Source organism: Litorerythrobacter xanthomarinus (genome assembly GCF_046254955.1).
Taxonomy (GTDB): Bacteria; Pseudomonadota; Alphaproteobacteria; order Sphingomonadales; family Sphingomonadaceae; genus Qipengyuania_C.
Genome location: NZ_JBJXRG010000003.1, coordinates 149,695 through 170,645 on the forward strand (window position 1 = coordinate 149,695; position 20,951 = coordinate 170,645).

The 20,951-nt window shown below is 60.6% G+C and carries 20 protein-coding genes; 7 read left to right on the plus strand and 13 right to left on the minus strand.

Going from position 1 to position 20,951, the window contains the following annotated elements:
* The first annotated feature begins 257 nt into the window (after nucleotides 1–257).
* Complete coding sequence (ggt, locus tag ACEWMW_RS14235; protein WP_409414614.1) at nucleotides 258–2,069, plus strand: gamma-glutamyltransferase; 1,812 nt, start codon at nucleotides 258–260, stop codon at nucleotides 2,067–2,069.
* A 4-nt stretch (nucleotides 2,070–2,073) separates the two neighbouring features.
* Here the strand turns inward: ggt and ACEWMW_RS14240 are convergent, their stop codons facing one another.
* Nucleotides 2,074–2,820: a hypothetical protein gene (locus tag ACEWMW_RS14240; protein WP_409414615.1), complete on the minus strand. Its 747-nt coding sequence runs from the start codon at nucleotides 2,818–2,820 to the stop codon at nucleotides 2,074–2,076.
* A gap of 75 nt (nucleotides 2,821–2,895) precedes the next feature.
* On the opposite strand from ACEWMW_RS14240, the gene ACEWMW_RS14245 reads away from it, so the two are divergent.
* Complete coding sequence (locus ACEWMW_RS14245; RefSeq protein WP_409414616.1) at nucleotides 2,896–3,270, plus strand: VOC family protein; 375 nt, start codon at nucleotides 2,896–2,898, stop codon at nucleotides 3,268–3,270.
* Here ACEWMW_RS14245 and ACEWMW_RS14250 read toward each other — a convergent pair.
* From ACEWMW_RS14250 to ACEWMW_RS14260, 3 genes are read right to left on the minus strand one after another with little or no spacing between them, the layout of a single operon-like run.
* Nucleotides 3,267–4,262, minus strand: coding sequence for an alpha/beta fold hydrolase (locus ACEWMW_RS14250; protein WP_409414617.1), 996 nt, complete (start codon nucleotides 4,260–4,262; stop codon nucleotides 3,267–3,269). The two genes, ACEWMW_RS14245 and ACEWMW_RS14250, sit on opposite strands and share 4 nt — an antisense overlap.
* On the minus strand, nucleotides 4,259–4,921 hold the full coding sequence (locus tag ACEWMW_RS14255; RefSeq protein WP_409414618.1) for an SdpI family protein: 663 nt from the start codon (nucleotides 4,919–4,921) through the stop codon (nucleotides 4,259–4,261). The genes ACEWMW_RS14250 and ACEWMW_RS14255 overlap by 4 nt, the downstream gene beginning before the upstream one ends.
* Entirely contained in the window at nucleotides 4,918–5,217 is a 300-nt protein-coding gene (locus ACEWMW_RS14260) for a metalloregulator ArsR/SmtB family transcription factor (protein ID WP_409414619.1), read from the minus strand. The genes ACEWMW_RS14255 and ACEWMW_RS14260 overlap by 4 nt, the downstream gene beginning before the upstream one ends.
* Before the next feature lie 142 nt (nucleotides 5,218–5,359).
* On the opposite strand from ACEWMW_RS14260, the gene ACEWMW_RS14265 reads away from it, so the two are divergent.
* Nucleotides 5,360–6,043: an extensin-like domain-containing protein gene (locus ACEWMW_RS14265; RefSeq protein WP_409414620.1), complete on the plus strand. Its 684-nt coding sequence runs from the start codon at nucleotides 5,360–5,362 to the stop codon at nucleotides 6,041–6,043.
* Nucleotides 6,044–6,088: 45 nt separating this feature from the next.
* On the opposite strand, the gene ACEWMW_RS14270 is transcribed toward ACEWMW_RS14265, so the two are convergent.
* The 7 genes from ACEWMW_RS14270 to ACEWMW_RS14300 all read right to left on the minus strand — a co-directional run bounded on the left by ACEWMW_RS14270 (nucleotide 6,089) and on the right by ACEWMW_RS14300 (nucleotide 12,312).
* Nucleotides 6,089–6,748 (minus strand): response regulator transcription factor, encoded by a 660-nt coding sequence (locus tag ACEWMW_RS14270; protein ID WP_409414621.1) that lies wholly within the window; start codon nucleotides 6,746–6,748, stop codon nucleotides 6,089–6,091.
* A 171-nt stretch (nucleotides 6,749–6,919) separates the two neighbouring features.
* Nucleotides 6,920–7,666 carry a peptidase gene (locus ACEWMW_RS14275; protein ID WP_409414622.1) on the minus strand — a complete coding sequence of 249 codons (747 nt, stop codon included), beginning with the start codon at nucleotides 7,664–7,666 and terminating at the stop codon, nucleotides 6,920–6,922.
* A gap of 85 nt (nucleotides 7,667–7,751) precedes the next feature.
* Complete coding sequence (locus tag ACEWMW_RS14280; RefSeq protein WP_409414623.1) at nucleotides 7,752–8,564, minus strand: transglutaminase family protein; 813 nt, start codon at nucleotides 8,562–8,564, stop codon at nucleotides 7,752–7,754.
* Between the two features lie 3 nt (nucleotides 8,565–8,567).
* Complete coding sequence (locus ACEWMW_RS14285) at nucleotides 8,568–9,512, minus strand: alpha-E domain-containing protein (protein WP_409414624.1); 945 nt, start codon at nucleotides 9,510–9,512, stop codon at nucleotides 8,568–8,570.
* Nucleotides 9,513–9,528: 16 nt separating this feature from the next.
* Nucleotides 9,529–10,956 (minus strand): circularly permuted type 2 ATP-grasp protein, encoded by a 1,428-nt coding sequence (locus tag ACEWMW_RS14290; protein ID WP_409414625.1) that lies wholly within the window; start codon nucleotides 10,954–10,956, stop codon nucleotides 9,529–9,531.
* 78 nt (nucleotides 10,957–11,034) lie between these two features.
* Entirely contained in the window at nucleotides 11,035–11,757 is a 723-nt protein-coding gene (locus tag ACEWMW_RS14295; RefSeq protein ID WP_409414626.1) for an esterase/lipase family protein, read from the minus strand.
* A gap of 27 nt (nucleotides 11,758–11,784) precedes the next feature.
* On the minus strand, nucleotides 11,785–12,312 hold the full coding sequence (locus tag ACEWMW_RS14300) for a DUF3617 domain-containing protein (protein WP_409414627.1): 528 nt from the start codon (nucleotides 12,310–12,312) through the stop codon (nucleotides 11,785–11,787).
* Nucleotides 12,313–12,425: 113 nt separating this feature from the next.
* Between ACEWMW_RS14300 and uvrB the strand changes: the two genes are divergently transcribed.
* The 3 genes from uvrB (at nucleotide 12,426) to ACEWMW_RS14315 (ending at nucleotide 16,735) form a co-directional block, all read left to right on the plus strand.
* Nucleotides 12,426–14,603: an excinuclease ABC subunit UvrB gene (uvrB, locus tag ACEWMW_RS14305; RefSeq protein WP_409414628.1), complete on the plus strand. Its 2,178-nt coding sequence runs from the start codon at nucleotides 12,426–12,428 to the stop codon at nucleotides 14,601–14,603.
* 100 nt (nucleotides 14,604–14,703) lie between these two features.
* A complete protein-coding gene (locus ACEWMW_RS14310; RefSeq protein ID WP_409414629.1) occupies nucleotides 14,704–16,173 on the plus strand; it encodes an amidohydrolase family protein in 1,470 nt (489 codons plus the stop codon).
* Complete coding sequence (locus tag ACEWMW_RS14315; protein WP_409414630.1) at nucleotides 16,154–16,735, plus strand: hypothetical protein; 582 nt, start codon at nucleotides 16,154–16,156, stop codon at nucleotides 16,733–16,735. The genes ACEWMW_RS14310 and ACEWMW_RS14315 overlap by 20 nt, the downstream gene beginning before the upstream one ends.
* Here ACEWMW_RS14315 and ACEWMW_RS14320 read toward each other — a convergent pair.
* Nucleotides 16,698–18,767, minus strand: a complete 2,070-nt coding sequence (locus tag ACEWMW_RS14320; protein ID WP_409414631.1) for a protein-disulfide reductase DsbD family protein — start codon at nucleotides 18,765–18,767, stop codon at nucleotides 16,698–16,700. The genes ACEWMW_RS14315 and ACEWMW_RS14320 overlap by 38 nt on opposite strands.
* Nucleotides 18,768–18,810: 43 nt before the next feature.
* Between ACEWMW_RS14320 and ACEWMW_RS14325 the strand changes: the two genes are divergently transcribed.
* Nucleotides 18,811–20,025 carry an FAD-dependent monooxygenase gene (locus ACEWMW_RS14325; protein ID WP_409414632.1) on the plus strand — a complete coding sequence of 405 codons (1,215 nt, stop codon included), beginning with the start codon at nucleotides 18,811–18,813 and terminating at the stop codon, nucleotides 20,023–20,025.
* 7 nt (nucleotides 20,026–20,032) lie between these two features.
* Here the strand turns inward: ACEWMW_RS14325 and ACEWMW_RS14330 are convergent, their stop codons facing one another.
* Nucleotides 20,033–20,947, minus strand: coding sequence for a hypothetical protein (locus ACEWMW_RS14330; protein ID WP_409414633.1), 915 nt, complete (start codon nucleotides 20,945–20,947; stop codon nucleotides 20,033–20,035).
* Nucleotides 20,948–20,951 lie beyond the last annotated feature (4 nt).

The window sequence follows — 20,951 nt, forward strand, 5'->3', positions numbered from 1 at the left end:
GCCAAGCACGGACGCGATTCTCTACGTCACGGCGCCGCTATTTCCTACATGACCTGCGAGGCATAAATTAGCGCCATGAGCCCGTGCTCTTGTCCGTTCCCGCTAGCGACTCGCAAGAACCTCAATACCATAAGATTTTTCTGCCTCAGGACAGTGCTCCATGTGCTCCATCGCGTAGGATTTCGCGCGGACTTTCCAACCGACTTGCCCCCCTGCGATATGGGCTTAGAACGGGCGGAAAGGGACAGGAGAGCATAATGCGCAAGACCTTCACGATACTCGCGGCTTCGCTGGCGCTGGTTGCGCCAGCCGTTGCTCAGGATGAGCCGGGTGCAGAACCTGATGCTGTCGAATTACCCCCAATCGAGGAGCAAGTTGGCGGCGGCGGACGGCTTTCCGGGGCCAACTGGTCACGTAGCCCCGTTATCGCGAGCAATGGCATGGCCGCTACCGAGCACGCTTTGGCTACGCAGGTGGCAATTGATATTCTGAAAGCAGGCGGGACTGCGGTTGACGCTGCCATCGCCGCGAACGCCGCAACTGGGCTGATGCATCCCACGGGCAATGGTATCGGCGGGGACCTGTTCGCCATCATCTACGATCCAAAGACCGAGAAACTTTATGGCATCAATGGCTCTGGTCGCTCGCCGAGCGGACAAACGCTTGAACAGCTGACTGAGAAGTTGCCCGGCGACAAGACCTCGATCCCGCCAGTCGGCCACCTCTCGGTCACGATCCCGGGAACGGTCGACGCGTGGTTTACGATGCACGGGCGCTTCGGCAAGCTTTCGATGGCGGACAATCTCGCGCCGACGATCCGCTACGCGCGCGAAGGCCACCCGATCGCGCCGACTATCGGCATGTTCTTCGGCTATGCGCTACCAGCCTATGAGCGCCGGCGGGAAATATACGACTTCGAGTTCGAGAATGCGCGCAAGGTCTGGTTCGCCAATGGTGAGCCTCCCAAAGCAGGAGAAATGTTCCGCAATCCCGATCTGGGGAATACGCTTGAGATCCTCGCGCGTAACGGTCGCGACGCGTTCTATGAGGGCGCGCTCGCCCGCATCATGGTCGACTACCTGCAGCGACAAGGCAGCGCATACACACTCGAAGACTTCGCGGCGCATCGTACCGAGTGGGTCGATCCGGCATGCGTGCATTACCGCGACGGATACGAGTTGTGCGAGCTGCCACCCAACGGACAGGGCTTTGCCGCGCTGCAAATGGTCAATATCCTGAAGAATGTCGATCCGGCGCAATGGAGCCGGGGCAGCGCGGAATTCGTCCATCTCTTCACCGAAGCGAAGCGGCTGGCGTATGCCGATGCCGCGCGCTTCTACGCTGATCCCGATTTCGAGCGCTTTCCAGACGAACTGCTCTCGGACGAGTACGGCGCCGAGCGCTTTGCATTGATCGATCCTGAGAAGGCTTCACCCGAGTTCGGACCTGGCAATCCGGAGATGGAGCGCGATGGCGACACGACCTACCTCACAGTTGTCGATGGCGAAGGCATGATGGTCAGCCTGATCCAGTCCAACTTCCGCGGCATGGGGGGCGGATTGGTGCCGGACGGGCTCGGCTTCATGTTCCAGGATCGCGGCGAGTTCTTCAGTCTCGATCCTGATCATCCCAACGCATACGAGCCGAACAAGCGGCCTTATCACACCATCATTCCGGCGTTCGTGAAGAAGGACGGCGAGCCTTACATGACACTCGGCCTGATGGGCGGCGATATGCAGCCGCAGGGCCATGTGCAGGTCCTGATCAATATTGTAGACTACGGTATGGACTTGCAGGAAGCGGGCGATGCTGCGCGCATCTATCACTCCGGCGGTCGCGAGGCGACCGAAGGGCTTACAGGTCCAACGTTGGACCCTCTTGGCATTCTGCGTCTCGAACCCGGCTACTCCGACGCAACTGTCGAACGCCTTCGCGCAATGGGTCACAAGGTCGAAATTCACGGCGATGGAAGCTTCGGTGGCTACAATGCCATCGCGCGCGATCCCGAAACCGGCGTGCTGATCGGGGCGACCGAAATGCGCAAGGATGGGCAGGCTGCAGGGTATTGAGCAGCTAAATCATAGTCTTGCCAAACACCAGCGCGCCATATGCCAAGACGCCAAGCGCGAACGGCAGAAAGCGGCTTTTGCGATCCTCGGGCAGTTCCTCTTTCATCACGTTGAGGACCACGCCGCCGGCAACGAATGCGAATAGGCAGCCGATCGCAATCTTGGGCAATTCGACCAGCAGGCCGACCGCCCAGCCGGCTAAAACCGCGACCGCAATGATCCAGCGGCCCAACCGGTCGTAAGCGTCACGGTGATCGGAGCGCATGCCAAAATCGGCGGTGGCGAAGTGGAGTGCCATCGCCACGAAATACAGCGAAAGACCGGGAAGCGTGGGGTCTTCGCGGTGGACCAGGAGATAGCCGATGATGAGGTTGAGCGTAGCGAAGCTCGCAACATGAGCCAGCAATACTCGGTCGCTCATTCGGCTACTACTCGCTCGGCGATCTTCCTGCGATCCTTTGACCGCACGCTCGAGACCATAAAACAGTGAGAGGCCAGCCAGCGCCAATCCATAAACCCATACCTCGGCCCGCTCGGCCCGGGCATCGAGGCTATCGGCAAAAGTTTCGCCATGCGCGCCCAGTTCGGGCAGCACATTAAGAAACACATAAGCGACTGCCACGCCGCCCGCAAAGGACAACCAGCCATTACGCGGTGTGCGCTCGAAATGGGCAATCTTGCCGATAAACAAGTGGATCGCTGCAAAAGCGGCGGCCATCAGTCCGGTTAGCAGGATGTAGCTCATGCTCATCGCGTCCGTGTTGCGCCTCGCCGCGCTGCGATGCAAGGTGCAGCAAGAGCAGTAGGAGCAGCAGGAGGTTAAGAGATGGCGAAGGTTACCGGACTGGGCGGCGTATTCTACGTCGCCAAAGACCCCGAAGCGACACGGGCATGGTATCGTGATGTGCTGGGTGTCGATGGCGAGTACGGCCCGCAACTCGCTTGGGAGGAAGATAAGAAGCCCAATCCCTATTCGCTTATCAGCCACTTCAAGGACGAAGAATATCTCAAGCCCGGCAAAGGCGGCTTTATGATCAACCTGCGGGTTGATGACCTCGATGGCATGGTCGAGCAGCTCGAGGCCAAGGGCGTCGAGGTGCTAGACACAGCAGATGAGGGCTACGGCAAATTCGCGTGGCTGCTCGATCCGGACGGCGTCAAGATCGAGCTATGGGAACAGGTGGCGGAGGAACTGCCCTAACCAGAGCTGTTCTCGAGTACGAATTCGGCGATCGCTTGCACAACACCGTCGGCGAGCGGCAAGTCTGGATTGGCGTAGGTAGCAAGGTTTGCTGCTCGATCTTCTGCGGGAACCTGCTTGAGCACATGATTGACGTTTTCAAGAACCACAAGCTTTGCAGCGGGATTGGCGGCTGCGAGCGCCTGGCCTTCGGCGAGGCCTGTCTGCAAATCCTCTCCCGGTTGTAAGATCAAAGCAGGCCCCTTGTAGTCGGCCAGCATTCGGCCAGGATCCTGCGCCAACAAGCTGCGCATGAATCCCTGAACCTGCGGTGCGAATAGCGGCAGCAGCGCGGGATGCAGGTCTTGGACCGAGACATCCTCGCCTCTTTCAAGCGCAGATATCGCGGCTTCTGCCTGCTTCAGAATGGGTGCATTGGCCGGATTGGCTTCGAGCTGTTCGCGCAGTGCCATTCCCAATGGTCTTCCGGGAGACGCCGCCATGACAAGACCGCATATGCCCGAAGGATCAGCTGCAACTGTGGCCAGTGCGATCAACCCGCCTTCGCTATGGCCCAGCAGCCAGACGCAATCTTGCCCACTCGCCTCGCGCAACTTGCTGATCCAAGCGCGCGTATCAGCAACGTATTCTCCAACCGTCACATCATTGGCATCGGCCACCGCACCTACGCTGGCGAACATGCCGCGCTTGTCGATCCGCAGGCTGCTGATCCCCTTCTTGGCCAGCGCTTCGGCCAGCAGTCGGTAGGTGGACGCTCGTACGCCAAGAGTGTTGTTGCCATCTCTGTTGGTGGGTCCGGAGCCGGGAATGATGAGTACTGCGGAGGTATTCTCTGCACCCAAATGCGCGAGGAGCGTGCCATGAAGCGGACCAACGATACCCTCGTGCTGCACCGTCACTTGCTGCGCTTCGTGTGCAATGACTTGAGGGCTCCAAGTGGCAATGGCAGCAACTATAGCGACCATTGAATTTCGTATTCTATTCCCCGTCACGCTGACAGATCCTTCGACCGACGCCACAGCCACCAGCTGTAAACGAAGGGTATCACCGCGGCGGCGGCGACTGCCAAGATGAGCACAATTGCTGTCGTTTCGGCCTCAATCGGCAGGACCCCGGCAAGGACGATCGCCAATCCTGCCATAATGAAAAGACGTCCACCAAGGCGGTGGGTCGCAATCCAGTTGTCGGTATCGATGATGGCCCAAGGCGTGCGGATACCGACAAAAAATCCCGGCCTACTTTTGGGAAGGGCATTGCCAATTAGCACCAGCAACAGGCCTGTCGCGATAAACACGGTCTTGATCGGCAATGAAATCCCGTAGGCCGGCAGGCCAATGGTCAAGGAGATGATACCGCAGAGCAGTAGGACACCGATCCAACTTGCGCGCAGGACCGGGGCAGAGCCTTCGAGCTTCTCCTGCAGCGGCTCGATCCGCGGAATGATCGCGAAAAGAGCAGTCACGAACAGTACGAGACCGACCGGCATCAGCAGCGCCATGAGCGCGGGTGCATAATCGTCCGGCTCGCCGGCTGCGTTCCAGTGGATCGGCAATTCGGCGCCCGCGGGCAGGCGAGAAGCCGTGACAAAAGCGAAAATCGCCAGCGACGCGGCCAGCATCAGCGATGCGATAGCAAGCGGACGAATATTCATGCGGACTCCCCGATATTCCGGTGCGACGCTCCTTCAGGATCGATTCCCATACGATCGACGAAACCAAGCAAGGCTTCCTCGAGAAGCGACAAGTTGAGAGTATAGATGATCGATCCGCCGCGCTGTTCTCCGCAAATGAGCCCAGCCGATTTCAGCTTGGTGAAATGGCCCGACATGGTCGGCTTGGAGACGGGAAACTGCTCTGCGAGCTCTCCCGCGCTCTTCCCCCCGCTTTTCAGCAAGGTCAGCACTTCACGGCGGATCGGGTGCGAAAGAGCGTCAAAAACATCGTTCATTGGTATTTAGCTAATACGCGAAATAACGAAGAAGCGCAAGTTTTTTGCCGGCTCTTTGGATAATCACACTCGTCGCAACCGGAATTAGGGGTTCATTAACCATGTTTGCGCGACAATCCCTGCCATGTTCAGCCGGTTTGCAATGTTTGGGCTTCTCTTCGTACTGACGGCGTGCGGCGCTGTGCCGCAGTCTGGCATTGCCCCGCGGCCTGCACAAAGCCAAACAACCCTGCCATCTCACTCAGCCGGCGCTATCGGTACGCGGTCAACAAGCGCGCGCCTTTGTATTTCCGACCTTGGGCAGGCGGGGGCACGCTTTTCCGCCCTGCCCGACCGGCATCTGGCACCCGGCTGCCACCAGCTTGGCACAGTGCAGCTTGACCGGCTTTCGGGAGATGACGGAAGCATAGCGATCACGAATATCGGTCCGCTGGCTTGCCCCATCGCGCAGACGTTCGCGGGCTGGACACGGTTCGGTGTCGACCGTGCGGCGCGGCAGCACCTCGGCAGCGGCCTGGCGAGGATCGAGACCATGGGGAGCTATTCTTGCCGCAATGTGGCGGGAACCACGCGACTTTCAGCCCACTCGCGCTCCGAAGCCATCGATGTGGCCGCCTTTGTGCTGGAAGACGGTCGCAGGATCAGCGTGAAGCACGACTGGGACGATGGCACCAATGCCGAGCGCCGTTTCCTGCGGATCGTACATCAGAGCGCCTGCAAGCGGTTCGGGACGGTACTCGGGCCTGACTACAACACCGCTCACCACGATCATTTCCATTTCGAACGAAGCCTGCAGGAGGGACAGGGACCGGCCTACTGCAAGTGACGCTCCGTTTGCCGGAGAGCCGCGAACCCGAAAGGCTCATCGCCTTCAAGATGCTTTGTCCAGCCCCTGCCCCAAACCAAACTCCATTCCTTGCGCAAGACCTGCTTCGATCCGGAGCCGCACGGCATCGGCGGCATGGCTCGCGCCAAGTTTCGACATCATGTTGGCGCGGTGAATTTCGACCGTACGCGGGCTGATTTCGAGCTCGCGAGCAATCACCTTGTTGCTGCTTCCACGGCTGAGCCAATCGAGCACCTCGCGCTCCCGGTTCGAAAGCGAAGTGATCCGGTTGCGCGCTTCGATTATGCGGCGCCGTGCCTTGCCGTAGGCTTCAGCCTCCTCCGCAATACTGGCGAGCACTCGGCTCAGATAGGCTGAATCGATGGGCAGCGAGAGATATTCAAGGGCTCCCGCCTTGATGGCTGCAACCACCCGCGCGGTGCTTGGTTGGGTATCCATCGCCAGCACCGGAAGCCAGATGTCCGAATGCGCCAGCTGCTCTATCACGGCTTCGAGCGCCGGAGAAAGCGGATCATCGCGCAACAGCACGATCCCGTTGCGCGGGGGATGGTGCGTAAATTCGGCCAGATTGCCGTAAACCTCCGCGTGATGACCGAGATTGAACCCGATCCGTGCGAGTTCCGCCCTGACCCGGCTCGAGCTATCAACGATATGCAATGTGCGCCTGTTCTCCATGGACACCATTGTGCAGGGCGAGCAGCCGCAATCACGCCGGATTGAAACGGATTTGGATGGATAGCGGACCCGCCGGGGCCAATGGATCGCGGCGCTAAGCTACTGGATTCGGACCAAATTGGAGCGAATTTAGGCCAGAACCCTTATCCGGAGGAGCGCTTAGGCCCCCGCCCCTAGGTACTATTCCGGAGGTTCGAAACTGTAATCAGGCAACGCATGGAAGGCATTTCGCAGCGCATCGCCCCAGCTTGATGATATCGCCGTGAAATAGGGATCGTCCGCCATGATGCGGCGTTCATGGACCGGTTCGAAAGAGTCGCGGCCGAGAACCAGCAAGTCGAGCGGCAGGCCTACAGAGAGGTTGGCTTTGAGCGTTGAATCGAAGCTCACCATCAGCAGCTTCACGGCATCTTCAAAGCTCATTTCGCGATCATAGCCGCGGATCAGGATCGGGCGGCCGTATTTGGTCTCACCGATCTGGAAGAAGGGCGTGTCGAAGCTCGCCTCGATAAAATTGCCTTCCGGGTAGATCAGGAACAGACGCGGCTCCATTCCGGCAATCTGCCCGGCGAGGATAATGGAGGCAGTGAAGCGTCCCTTACCCTTCTCCCCGTTTGAGCTCTGGGTCGCTTGCACTGTCGAGCGCAACAGCTTGCCGATCTCGGTTGCGACCTGGAACATGGTACCCGCCTTGAGGAGAACGTTGTCCCGATCTTCGGGCGCTTTGGTTCGTTCCTCGAGCTGGCCGATAACCGCCTGCGTGGTCGCCAGATTGCCCGCCGTCATGACCGAGATCATACGGTCTCCCGGCACTTGCCAATAAAACATCTTCCGGAAGACGGAGATATTGTCGACGCCTGAATTGGTGCGGGTATCACTCATCAACACCAGCCCCTTGTCGAGCACCATTCCCACACAATACGTCATACTATTCCTCTGTTCCGCGCTTCGCGCTCAGGCGCGCGCCTTTAGCCAAGCGCTCATGCCCTGCCAACATTGTTGGCCGGCAGAATCACTGTTGTTGCTGCTGTTCCACTGCGACGTTGACCTGCAGAACTTCGGCACTCGCCCCAAAGCTGATGCCAGTGATCGGCGCGGCGTCGCGGTAATCGCATCCGGTTGCAACGCGGACATAACGCGCATCAGGGCTGATTCCGTTAGAGATATCAAAGCCGACCCAGCCCAGCCCTTCGATAAAGGCCTCGGCCCAGGCGTGCGTCGCCTCTTGGTCGATGCGGTCATTCATCATCAAGTAGCCACTGACATAGCGGGCCGGGATATTAAGCAGGCGTGCGCCGCCGATAAAGATGTGCGCATGGTCCTGGCATACCCCGCTGGCAGCCTCGGCAGCCTGCTCGGCAGTGGTGGTCACGTTGGTTGTACCGATGCGGTAGTCAACCTTGCCGAGCACAGCGCTCGACATTGCGTGCAGTTGCTCGAGCTTGTCCTGTGTTTCCTGCTCGACTTCCTTGACCATCGCTCGAATAGTCGGCCCGGGTTTTGTCAACGGCGTCTGGCTCAGGAAGCTCCAAAGGGGCATGTGGCCAGAATGTTGGCCGATCACCCCGGCATTGTCTTCAGTGTCCACGACCCCGCTACATGTGACCACCACCTCGGTGGTGTCGGGTTCGAGCGAGAGCAGCGTGACGGTATTGAAGTGATGATCGTCATACTCCAGCTCGGCTGTCGCGTTCTGATATTCCATGTTCCACTCCAGGATTTCCTGACCCTGTGTGTGCTTCGGGGTAAGCCGCAATCGTTGCAACGCGTGCACGACCGGCTGCGAGTAGGAATAGCGAGTGGTATGGCGGATCGAGAGGCGCATGGATCAGGCGAGGAACCGATAATCTTCGGCAATCGCCTGGGCGATCGCGGCATTAGTAGAACTGAACTCCACCAGGAACTGATGAAGGCCAATCTCGAATAGCTTGTCGACTGTCAGGTCGGTCAGCCGGATATCGGACTCGCGCATCAGTTCGTTCGATGCGCCCTCTTTGCCATGGAGCAGTGCGAGTGCGGCAAGGTTCTGGCGAAGGTCGCTGTGACAGAAGGCCAAACTGCGTGGAAAACGATCATCTAGGACGAGGAACTCGATGATTTTCCGAGAATCCATCTGACCGCCATAGACAGAAGTGTAGGCGCGGTCCCCCGATACCGAGCGCAGGATGTTGTCCCATTGGCCCGTATCGAGACTCGATCCAACGTAGGATAGCGAGGGCAAAAGCAAGTAATATTTGATATCGAGGATGCGCGATATGCTGTCGGCGCGCTCGATCATTGTCCCGGCGCGCGCGAAATGGAAGCCTTCGTCGCGCAGCAAGGTGCCGGCCATGGCGCCGTGGGTCCGAGTCCCTGCCAGCCTGATCATCGCGACGACGTCGCCAACAGAATTCTGACCCACTGGACGAGACATTTGCTCGTCGATCTGCATCCAGCTCTCGTTGACCGCTTCCCACAGCTCGTCGCTGATGACGTTTCGGGCGAGCCGTGCGTTTGTCCGCACCTGCCCCAGCATGCTGCGCACGCTTGCCGGATTGTTTTTCTCGCGCAGCAGGTAGTTCCAGGCCTGCACCCCGGTGTAACTACCGTGATGCGCCTCATATTGTGCGCGCTGTCCCGACGTCTCGATAACCGAGCGCCACTCGGCTTCGGCTGCTTCCTCGTCCCGAGTAAGAGACATCCTCAGGCCTGCATCTATCAAGCGCGCGGCGTTTTCCGAACGTTCCAGGTAGCGGAACATCCAGAAAAGGCCATTGGCAGTCCGGCCTAGCATGAGTGAGCGCCCGCCATCAGTCTTTGAGCACCCATGTGTCTTTGGTGCCGCCGCCCTGGCTCGAATTGACCACCAGTGAGCCCTTCTTGAGCGCGACGCGCGTCAGACCGCCCGGAGTGATCTCGATCTTGTCGGGAGATACGAGAACGAAGGGGCGCAGGTCGACATGGCGCGGCGCGAGGCCCTGCTTGGTCAGGATCGGACAAGTGGAGAGCGAAAGAGTGGGTTGCGCGATATAATTCTCAGGATGCGCGGTAAGCTTCTTGCGGAAATCCTCTAGCTCCTTCTTGGAGGATGTCGGACCGATCAGCATGCCGTAGCCGCCTGAACCATGGACTTCTTTCACCACCAGTTCGGCAAGGTTATCGAGTACATACTGAAGCGTCTCCTTGTCGGCGCAGCGGTGCGTTTCGACATTGGGGAGCAGCGGTTTCTCACCGGTGTAGAACTCGACGATTTCAGGCATGAAGGAATAGATCGCCTTGTCATCGGCGACTCCCGTCCCCGGTGCATTGGCGATCGTGATCCCGCCATCACGATAGACGTCCATGATACCTGGCACACCGAGCACGCTATCAGGGTTGAACGTCAGCGGATCGAGGAATTCGTCGTCCACACGTCGATAGATCACATCGACCGGCTGGAAACCGCGCGTGGTTCGCATGGCAACCCGTCCGTCGATTACGCGCAGGTCACTACCTTCGACCAGTTCGGCACCCATCTGGTCAGCCAGGAAGGCGTGTTCGAAATAGGCCGAGTTATAGATTCCCGGCGTCAGCACCGCGACGACGGGGTCACCATCTGTCTTCGGAGGCGCGCAGGCAGCCAGGCTCTTGGCGAGGCGGCGGGGGTAATTGGAAACAGTTTCGATCGGGGCACGCAGGAACAGTTCCGGGAACATGCGCATCATCGTCTCACGATTTTCAAGCATGTACGACACGCCCGAAGGGGTGCGCGCATTGTCTTCAAGAACGTAGAATTCGTCGGGACCCGTGCGAACCAGATCGATCCCGACGATATGGGTGTAGACGCCGCCGGGTGGAGTGAAGCCCACCATATTGGCGAGCCATGCCGCATTATCACGCAAGAGCCGCTCAGGAAGTCTTCCCGCGCGGATGATCTCCTGGCGATGATAGAGGTCATGCATAAACGCATTGAGCGCGCTTACGCGCTGCTCGATCCCTCGCGTGAGCCTGCGCCATTCACTCGCCGAAATGATACGCGGAACCATGTCGAACGGGATCAGCCGTTCCTCTGCTTCATCGTCACCATATACGTTGAAGGTGATGCCGGTCTTGCGGAAGTTGGACTCGGCCTCGCCATGCTTGCGCCGCAGCGCAGCCGGATCCTGCTCGTCAAACCACTGGCCATATTGCGTGTAGGCCGAACGGATGGATCCGTCAGCACCATGCATTTCGTCGAAATGGTCAGAATGACCGGTCATGAATCCCCAAGCGGTAGGCGAAAAAGGCTGTCCTGTTGCCCACCCGAAAGCGAACTGTGCACTCCCACTGATAAAGGTTCAATCGCTTTCGAGTTCCGAGAGGACAGCATTTATTGACTCGGGGGCGTAGGAAAATCCCATATGGGTGCACCGCAGCGCTATTGCCCGGTCGCGCTCGCCGGGCCGGCCGCAAGCCGAACGCGGGCTGACGATACCGTCACGCGGGCTCCAGATTGCTGTTGTGGGAACAGGCGGCTTTACATGCAGCTCGGCTTCGATTGGCGGCGCATCGACCGAATGGCCCGTCACGAACTGGTATAGGCGCCAGGCGTTGTTTGAACGTCTATTTCCCGAAAACGGCGAACCCATCGTGATCACCTTGGCGACGGCTTCGGGCTGCCGCTTGGCTATCTCGCGCGCATAGATACCCCCCAGGCTCCAGCCGAGCAGGACCACCGGTTCGCAGTGGAGTTCCTGCAATTCGAGGACTTGCCGCTCCATTCCTGCCATGCGCGCTTCGCTTGGACCGAAGTTCACGCCCAGCTGCCATTGCGCCGTGCGATGACCGGCGCGCGCTACCTGTTGCCCGAGATACCGGGTCAATACGGGATGTGCGAGGAACCCCGGCAGGATGAGGACCGATCGCTGCCGATCGCTTGGAGCAACTTCGGGACGCCGGCCCAGCCGGATGGCCAGCGGCGAGAACGCATAACTCGCCTCGCCAAGAAATCGCGCGCGCGAAGGCGGGACACTGGTCCCGTCGTGCTTTTGGCTAGCGAGGCGAACGCGCTCACGGATCATCGGTTGCAAACCTGTCCGCCAGACTCCCTATGCACAATCGCCCTGGCGCTCATGCGTGGTCTTCATGCGCATGGTCATGTCACCCATGCCGGCGACATTGCCTTGCATCGTCATGTCCATTTCCGAGCGCGTCTCGCCTCCGGTGCCCTTCATGGTCATGGTCATGCTGCCCTGGCCATCGACATTGCAGATCATCTTGCCGTCGATTTCTCCGCCATCGACTTCGAACCGTTCGAAGCTGCAGTCCTGCCCTTCCTGCGACTGGCGAGCCATCTCCTCGAAACCCTTGTCGACCTCTTCCTGCGTCATGCAATAGGTGTGTGAACTGCTGCCCATGGCATTGCGCATCATGTCTGCCATATCGGCAGGCGCACCGGGAATATTGACCTCTAGGACTTCGACGGTGACCTTGTACTCACCTGCAAGCGGCTTCATCCCGCTCGCTTCGGCGCGGGCCGCGGCCTCGGCAACCGAGATCTCGCCATCGGCATTGGTATCGACCGGATCGCTGCCGCACGCGCCGAGCGCAGCTGCCATCACCGGAACAAGTGCCATTCTGTAATTCATCGCGTGACCCTCCAACGTGGAAACGGTGGCACGCTACCATTGTGGGGACGCACTGCAAACCGCCCGTTGCGAACCCGGCATTTGTTCCCCATATGTGCGCAATGGCTGAACTCGTAATTCGCAGGGGGCTCGAAGAGCCGGACACTTCGGGCGAGTTCGTCCCCCACAAGCCCGCACGCCCGGAGAAATCCATGGGCGGGCGCAAATTCGAGATCGTCTCGGACTATGAGCCAGCCGGGGACCAGCCGACCGCTATCAAGGAACTGGTCGCAGCCGCCCGCGACGATGAGCAGACCCAAGTCCTGCTGGGCGTAACCGGCTCAGGCAAGACTTTCACCATGGCCAAGGTGATTGAGGAATTGCAGCGCCCTGCCCTTGTGCTCGCACCCAACAAGATCCTCGCCGCGCAGCTCTATGGCGAATTCAAGAGCTTTTTCCCGAACAATGCGGTCGAGTATTTCGTTAGCTACTACGATTACTACCAGCCCGAAGCATATGTGCCGCGCAGCGATACCTACATCGAGAAGGAAAGCTCGGTGAACGAGGCGATCGACCGGATGCGTCATTCGGCCACACGCGCACTTCTGGAGCGCGATGACGTGATCATCGTGGCGTCGGTATCCTGCCTTTATGGCATCGGTTCGGTCGAGACCTATTCCGCGATGGTGTTCGACATCAAAAAGGACGACACGGTCGACCAGCGGGAGCTGATCCGCAAACTCGTCGCGCTGCAGTATAAACGCAATGACACGGCCTTTGCGCGCGGCTGTTTCCGGGTGCGCGGCGACAGTCTCGAACTGTTTCCTTCGCATTATGAAGACATGGCGTGGCGGATCAGCTTCTTCGGTGACGAGATCGAGGATATCAGCGAATTCGATCCGCTCACGGGCAAGAAGGGCGCGAGCCTCGACAAGGTGCGCGTTTACGCCAATTCGCATTACGTCACCCCCGGCCCGACGATGAAGCAGGCCACCGAAGCGATTAAGTTCGAGCTGCAGGAGCGGCTCAAGGAACTTGAAGCGGAGGGAAAACTGCTCGAACATCAACGCCTCGAGCAGCGCACCAATTTCGACCTTGAAATGATCGCTGCGACCGGTTCGTGTGCGGGGATCGAAAACTACAGCCGCTTCCTAACCGGGCGGCTACCCGGCGAGCCTCCGCCCACGCTGTTCGAATACCTGCCGGAAAACGCGCTGCTATTCGTCGACGAAAGCCACCAGACCGTGCCGCAGATCGGCGCGATGTCGAAGGGCGATCATCGCCGCAAGATCACGCTGGCGGAATACGGCTTCCGCCTGCCCAGCTGTATCGACAACCGTCCGCTGCGCTTTAACGAATGGGACGCGATGCGTCCGCAAACCTTCTGCGTTTCTGCTACTCCCGGGTCGTGGGAACTGGAGCAGACCGGCGGCGTCTTCGCCGAGCAGGTCATCCGCCCGACCGGCCTGATCGATCCGCCGGTAGAGATTCGCCCGGTCGAAGACCAGGTGCAGGACTGCATCGAACAATGCCGCCAAACCGCGGCCAAGGGTTATCGCACGCTCGTCACTACGCTCACCAAGAGGATGGCCGAAGATCTCACGGAATTCATGCACGAGGCGGGCCTCAGGGTTCGCTACATGCACTCCGATGTCGAAACGCTCGAACGGATCGAACTGATCCGCGACCTCAGGCTCGGCGTCTACGATGTGCTCGTCGGAATCAACTTGCTGCGCGAAGGGCTCGACATTCCTGAATGCGGTCTGGTCTGTATCCTCGATGCCGACAAGGAAGGTTTCCTTCGTTCAGAGACCAGCCTCATCCAGACGATCGGCCGCGCAGCGCGCAATGTCGATGGCAAAGTGATCCTTTATGCTGACCGGATCACCGGCAGCATGGAACGCGCCATTGCCGAAACCGATCGCCGCCGCGAAAAGCAGCGCGAATTCAACGAGGAAAACGGGATCACCCCGCAGACAATCAAGCGCGATATAGCCGATATCGTCGCGCATGCCGCCAGCCGCGATGGCGTGGTGGTCGATACGGGTGATGACGAGGTCAACAACTTAGTCGGCCACAATTTGCGCGCCTACATCGAGGACCTGGAGAAACGCATGCGGGAAGCCGCCGCCGACCTCGAGTTCGAGGAAGCCGGCCGCCTGCGCGATGAAATCCGCCGTCTAGAAAATGACGAGCTCGGCATTCCCGATGGCGAGAAGAAAGCGCCGCTCATTGGCCGCGCGACCGAAGGCAAGCCCGGCACGCGCAAGATGCGGTATGGCCGAACGCAGCGGAAGTAGGGACGGTAGCTGCCCATCCACCCCCAGCACCTCTTTGCCGAAGCCGATTTGCCAATACCTCATGATCGGGTAGCTTTCTCGAAAGAGAGGGAGGCTGCGCATGAAACACGATCTCGATCCTGAAGGCACGCGCCTTCCCATCCGCATCGACGAAACCAGCAATGGCGAGTTCTTTCCGCTGTCGCTCACGCCGCGCCAACAGCGCGCCAATGCACTCGCGCATGAAGCCGCGGACGAGAATTCACGGAGACTAGGGCTTGGCAGGCGCGCATTCCTGACTTCCAGTGCGGGGGCTGCCGCCACCCTCGCCGCCTGCAACTCGGCCAATCCCGATGCAGGCGGTCGCTATGCCCTGCCCGCGGAAGCCGGTCTCGACGAAGCGGCTGCTGACAGCGTCCTTACCGGCGACGAGTTCATCTTCGATGTGCAGACACATTGTGTGGATCCCTCCGGCGCATGGGCCGTGGGCAAGGACGGGCAGATCTGGCAAGCAGCACTCTCGCAAGCCTTCGGCCAGGCGCAGAAGTGCGAAGCGGGGCAGTATGATTGCTATTCGGCGCAGACGCTCGCCAAGGAAGTCTATCTCGACAGCGATACCGATGTCGCGGTGGTAAGCGCGCTATGGGGTAGCCAGAAGAGCAATCCCACGCCCACGCACTACGCCGCCGAAGCGCGCGAGATCATCGAAGCGATCGGCGGGGCCAATAGCAATGGGAGGGCGCGCTGCCTGATCCACGGCGGTCTCTTGCCCAACGATCCGGGCCATCTTGAATCTATGGAAGAGAAGGCGAAGGTCCACAAAGTCGATGCTTGGAAGATGTATCCGCAGTGGGGACCGGACGGGAAAGGCTTCTTCCTCGACCAGAGCGACTATGCGGATCGCGCTTTCGAAGAAGCGCGGCGGCTGGGCGTCACCACTATCGCTGTCCACAAAGGAGTGCCGCTTTACGGCCTCGAATATGCTTATTCCGACCCGCGCGACATGGGCCGCGCTGCCGTCCAGAATCCGGACCTGACCTTCTTGGTCTATCACTCCGGCTTCGAGCCGGGACAGGTCACCGAGGGTGCCTATAGACCCGAAAGCCCCGCAGGTATCGACCGGCTGATCAAGGCGCACCAGGATGTCGGCCTCAAGCCCAACGAGGGCAATCTCTATGCCGAGCTTGGATCGACCTGGCGCTATTTCATGGGCAGACCCGACGAGGCCGCGCATGTCATGGGTAAACTGCTCAAATACTTCGGCGAGGATCGCATCATGTGGGGAACAGACAGCATCTGGTATGGCAGCCCGCAAGACCAGATCCAGGCGTTCCGGGCCTTCGAAATCAGCGAGGAATACCAGGAGAAATTCGGCTATCCCGCTCTCACCGCGCAGGCCAAGCGGCGCATTTTCGGGCTCAACGGTGCCGAAGTATATGGCCTTGATGTCGAGAAACTAGCCGGCCGCAAGCTCGATAATGTACGCGAGGCGCACCGAGCGGAGAATAACCCCAGCTTTGCGACCTATGGCCCCAAGACACGGCGCGACTTCATCACTATGTGGCGTGAGCATGAGGGCCGCCCAGGTTAGATTCCCGATTCTCGCATTGGCGATCACGCTGGCGGGCTGCCAACCGCCGGCGGCGGAAAATTATGTCGATCGCAAACCGGCTTCAGACCAGAAATCCGCGCAGGCAAGCGCGCCCCTGCCCTCTCCCGATGCGCAGGGCGCTGTCTGGGCCGAAGCGGCCAGCGCGCAGCGCCTTCTTTATGGCAAGCCCGGAGAGCAACCCCTCTTTGCCTTGGCATGCATCGAGGCCGATGGAGGGGAGCACGTGCAATTCACGCGCTACGCTCCCGCCGATGAAGGGGCGAAGGCTTTCATGGCATTGATCGGGAACGGACATGTTGCGCGGCTCAAGGTGGATGCCACCGAAATGGGTGAGGCGACGCTTTGGCAAGGCAGCACTCCTGTCGGTAATGACCGGCTCGAAGTCCTCACCGGCAGGAATGCCGTAGAGGCGACCATCCCGGGGGCCGGTACGCTCAGGCTGAATGCCAGCAATGCTCCCGCACGATTGATCGACGCCTGCCGCGCAGCGGCGGAAGGCCAGCCTAGCGACGCGCCCGATCGACCAGCGAATCCGGAGTAAGCACCTGCGGCAATTGCCGTGCTTCACTGCCTGGCTCGTACCACAGGTATAACGGCACGCCGGCCGCGCCTTGGTCAGCCAGGAACTGGGCAATTTCCGGATCCCGCCGGGTAAAATCTCCGCGCAGCGAAACTACGCCAGCGTCTTCGAAGGCGGAGAGCGTTGCCTCGCGCTCGATCGCCACGCGCTCGTTGACTTTGCAGGTCACGCACCAGTCGGCGGTGAACCAGACGAATACCGGCTTGCCCGATGTGCGCGCCGCGGCAAGCGCCGCCGCGCTGAATTCCTGCGGCGCGAGAATGCTTTGTGCGGAGGCGGGCCTCCCTTCACTTGGATCGGGTTGCGGGATGAAGAAGATGGCGAAAATCACAATCGCACCCACGGCAAAGCCATAGAGGCGCGCACCGCCCTGTCCCCTGCGCTGCCGCTGTCCAAGCGAGGCAAGAAGCGCGAGCAAGACGAGTGCGCAGATCATCATCGCGATCAGGTAGAAGCTGCCTCCCAATCGCCACACCAGCCAGCCAAGCGCCAGGGCGGTGAGCCCCATCGGCAGCGCCATCCAGCGCCGGAAAGTCTCCATCCAGACGCCCGGCTTGGGCAGCCTCCGCCGCAAGGCCGGGACGAAGCCGACAGCGAGGAATGGCAGCGCGAGTCCGAGGCCCAGCGCGAAAAATAGCGTCAACGCCTCGAGCGGCGGTAGCAGCAGCGATGCGCCGAGCGCTGTCGCCATGAATGGCCCGGTGCATGGTGTCGCGACGAAGGCTGCCAGCAGCCCGGTCGTGAAAGAGCCGCGCTGGCTGGGCGCGTCGCCCGAAATCGCGAAGCCGGGAATCTCGAAACTGCCGAGGAAATTGGCTGTCAGCGCCAGCGCCAGCAGGAACAGCGCGACGACGACGCCGGGCTCCTGCAGCTGGAATGCCCAGCCGACCTGCTCGCCCGCCGAGCGCAGCAACAACAATGTCGCGCCCAGCGCGGCGCAGGCGATCACCACGCCTGCCGTGTAGGCCAGTGCATCTCTCTTGGCCGAATTCTCGTCACAGCCTGCCTTAGCCAGCGCCAGCGCCTTGAGGCTCAGGATCGGGAAAACGCAGGGCATGATGTTGAGCAGCAGCCCGCCCGCGAGCGCCGCCAGTATGAGCCAGCCCAGTGCCGGGACTTCGGGTGCACCCAGGCGCAAAGGTTTCACGCCTTCCAGCGGCACATCGCCGGATTGCGCGACAAAACGCACGCCCTGCCCCTCGCCGAATGACAGTATCCCGGTGACTTGCGACAGCATCGCCTCATCGGGCAGCGCGCCTGCCGGCCGCGCAAGCGGTATCTCGGCAACCAGCAGATCGCCTTCGCGAATGAATGTCTGGATGGCTGCATATTGCGGACGCAGTCCGTCGCCCAGCTCCTGCTCCCCGACAAACACATGCATCTCGCCGAATGCGGCACCTGCGGGAAGCGGTATCCCGATGCGTAAGCGCTCGCCTGCAATCTCGAACATGGCAGGGCTATCCAGCATCGGCGCAATCTGCGCCTGCCAACTGCCGAATTCTCCACCCTGGCGAACGAACAAATCGGCATCCTGCGGCACGCAGATACGATCGGTGCAGGCGAGGTATTCGACGAAACCCGTGATCGGTGCGATATTCATGACCCCTGCGGTCTCGGGGACTTGCACGGGTACGAGCACCGCATAATCGGCTTCGTAGATGTGGTTCATCAGTCCGCTGATCACCAGCCGATCTGGCACCGGATAAAGCGGCTCGCCCGCATCCCAATCTTCGGGCAGGTTCAGGGTCAGCGCCATGCCTTGCCCCGCATCGCCGGGATTGGACCAATAGCCGTGCCACTCCGGTGCGCTCGGCTGGAAATGCAGCGCCAGGAGCCATTCCTCACCGGGAACGGGAGCGCCATCCGCAACCAGTTCGACCGACATCTTGTCGTCGCCGAAGCGCGCTTCGCGTTCTTGCGCGCTTACGCCCCCCGCAAGCCACAACAGCGCAGCGAGAAGTATCGCTGCAATCCTGGCCCTTGGCTTGGTCAATGTCCTTGCCTCGTTCACGCAGGTGGCTCTAGGAGGGCGCGCAATGGACGACAAGAAAGACCTGCTGATCCTGGGCGGCGGCCTGGTGGGAATGACGCTCGCGCTTGCGGCTGCACGCAAGGGCCTGTCGAGCCATGTCGTCGACCGCGCGGACCCGGCCGCACTCACCGCAGAAGGCTTTGACGGGCGTGCTTCTGCCATTTCGACCGCCAGTTGGAGCTTGTTTCGCAATATCGGGCTGGCCGAGCGGCTCGAACCGCATGGCTGCGCCATTTCATCAATCGCGGTAACCGACCAGATGAAGCCGGGACAAATCGATTTCCAGCCCGAAGCGCATGAGCCGTCCTTGGGACGCATGTTTGCCAATCGCGAACTACGCCTCGCCTTGTTCGAAGCAGCGCGCGATGAGCCGTTGATCAGCTGGCACGCCAAGGCAGACGTCGTCGCGCGCCAGCGTGACGAGTTCGGGGTTTCGGCCACATTGGGTGATGGGCAGGTCCTGCGAGCCAGCCTGCTGATCGGGGCCGAAGGCCGCGGTTCACCGACACGCGAGGAGGCGGGGATCACCGTCGCAAAGTGGGATTACAGCCACCGCGCCATTATTGCCGGGCTGGTCCACGAGAACCCTCACGACAATGTCGCGTGGGAAATCTTCTATCCAGCGGGGCCGTTTGCTCTCCTTCCGATGCTCGATAATGCCGAGGGCCAGCATCGCAGCGCACTGGTGTGGACTGTCAGCGAAGACGATGCAGCGGGCGTCCTCAAGCTTTCCGACCGTGCTTTCCTCGCCGAAGTCGACAAGCGAATGGGCGACCTGTTCGGATCCATCGAATCCGTCGGTCCGCGCTCATCCTTCCCGCTGGGTTTTCATCATACTGCGCGGATTACCGACCAGCGACTCGCACTGGTGGGCGACGCTGCTCATGGAATCCATCCCATCGCAGGTCAGGGTCTGAACCTTGGGCTGCGCGATGTCGGCGCATTGGTCCAGGTGCTCGATGACGGACTGCGGCTGGGTCTGGAGCCGGGCGATGCGCAGGTCTTGGCGCGTTACGAGCGCTGGCGCGGGCTTGATGCATTCTCGGTCGCGCTCGCCACTGATAGCCTCACGCGCCTGTTCGGTATTCCCGGCAAGGCGGCATCAGCCATCCGCCGCTTCGGCATGGGCGGTGTGGAGCGCATGCCGCTGCTCAAACGCTGGTTCATGGATGAAGCCCGCGGCGTCTCGGGCGAGCTGCCCGAACTTCTCAGGAGCTAGACCGCTCTCAGTTTGCCCCTGCTTCGACGACCGGGCTCGGCTGCTCGATCCGATTGCCGGCACCATCGCGTAGCGATCTTGGCTCCAGCACCGCAGCGGTCTCGATCCGCTCAAGCGCATCCTGCACATTGGCATAGCGCTGCGCATCGGCAATCCAGCTGTCCGCCTTTTCGGCCCCGGGCAGGTTCTGCACTTCGGAGATGGCAGCCGTAATCCGGCCGCTCTCGAGAAAGAACCGCGCCCGCTCGAGCCGCTTCTCAGGCTGGGGAGACGGCGTATCCTCGCGTCGAATCACGAACAGACTGCCTAGATCTTCCCAGAGCTTGCCAAATGACGGCTCATCGTCGGCTTCGGCGAGTTGGGGACCGAGGCCTTCTAGGCGCGCCACCAGTTGGTCCAAGGTGATCGGCCTACGCGAGGATTCGATAATAGTGCGAACTGCATTGGGAAATCCGTCCCCGAAACGAAGCCGCAGCTGGTCGGCCAGGAATCCCAGTTCGGCACCCCGTTCGAGAGCCCTGCGAGTGGCGAAAGCGATCAGCAGCCCTTCGGCGCGCGCCGCGTTACCCGCGGCGGACTGCGCCTGGAGGTCGAGCCGCGCAATGCGCTGTTCGGCGGCGGCGATGCGCTGGTCGAGCCCGCCCTGTTGCTCGGCCACACGCTCGACCGCTTCGGCGGCCTCTGCCACCTCTTCGGAAGTAGCGCTGGGCGTGGGAGAGGGGGAAGCCTCTTGCGAAGGATCGGATGGTTCTGTAACCGGCTCGGCGAGTGTGACCGGATCTTCGTCCTTCTGGCCGAAGAATCCGTCCCGCTCGGCAAAATAGGCCACAACCGCAGCCCCGACGAGAAAGGACACCACTGCGACACCGATTGTGGCGCGCGGCGGCCCACCCTTAGCTTTCTCTGCTATGAAGTCTTTCATTCCC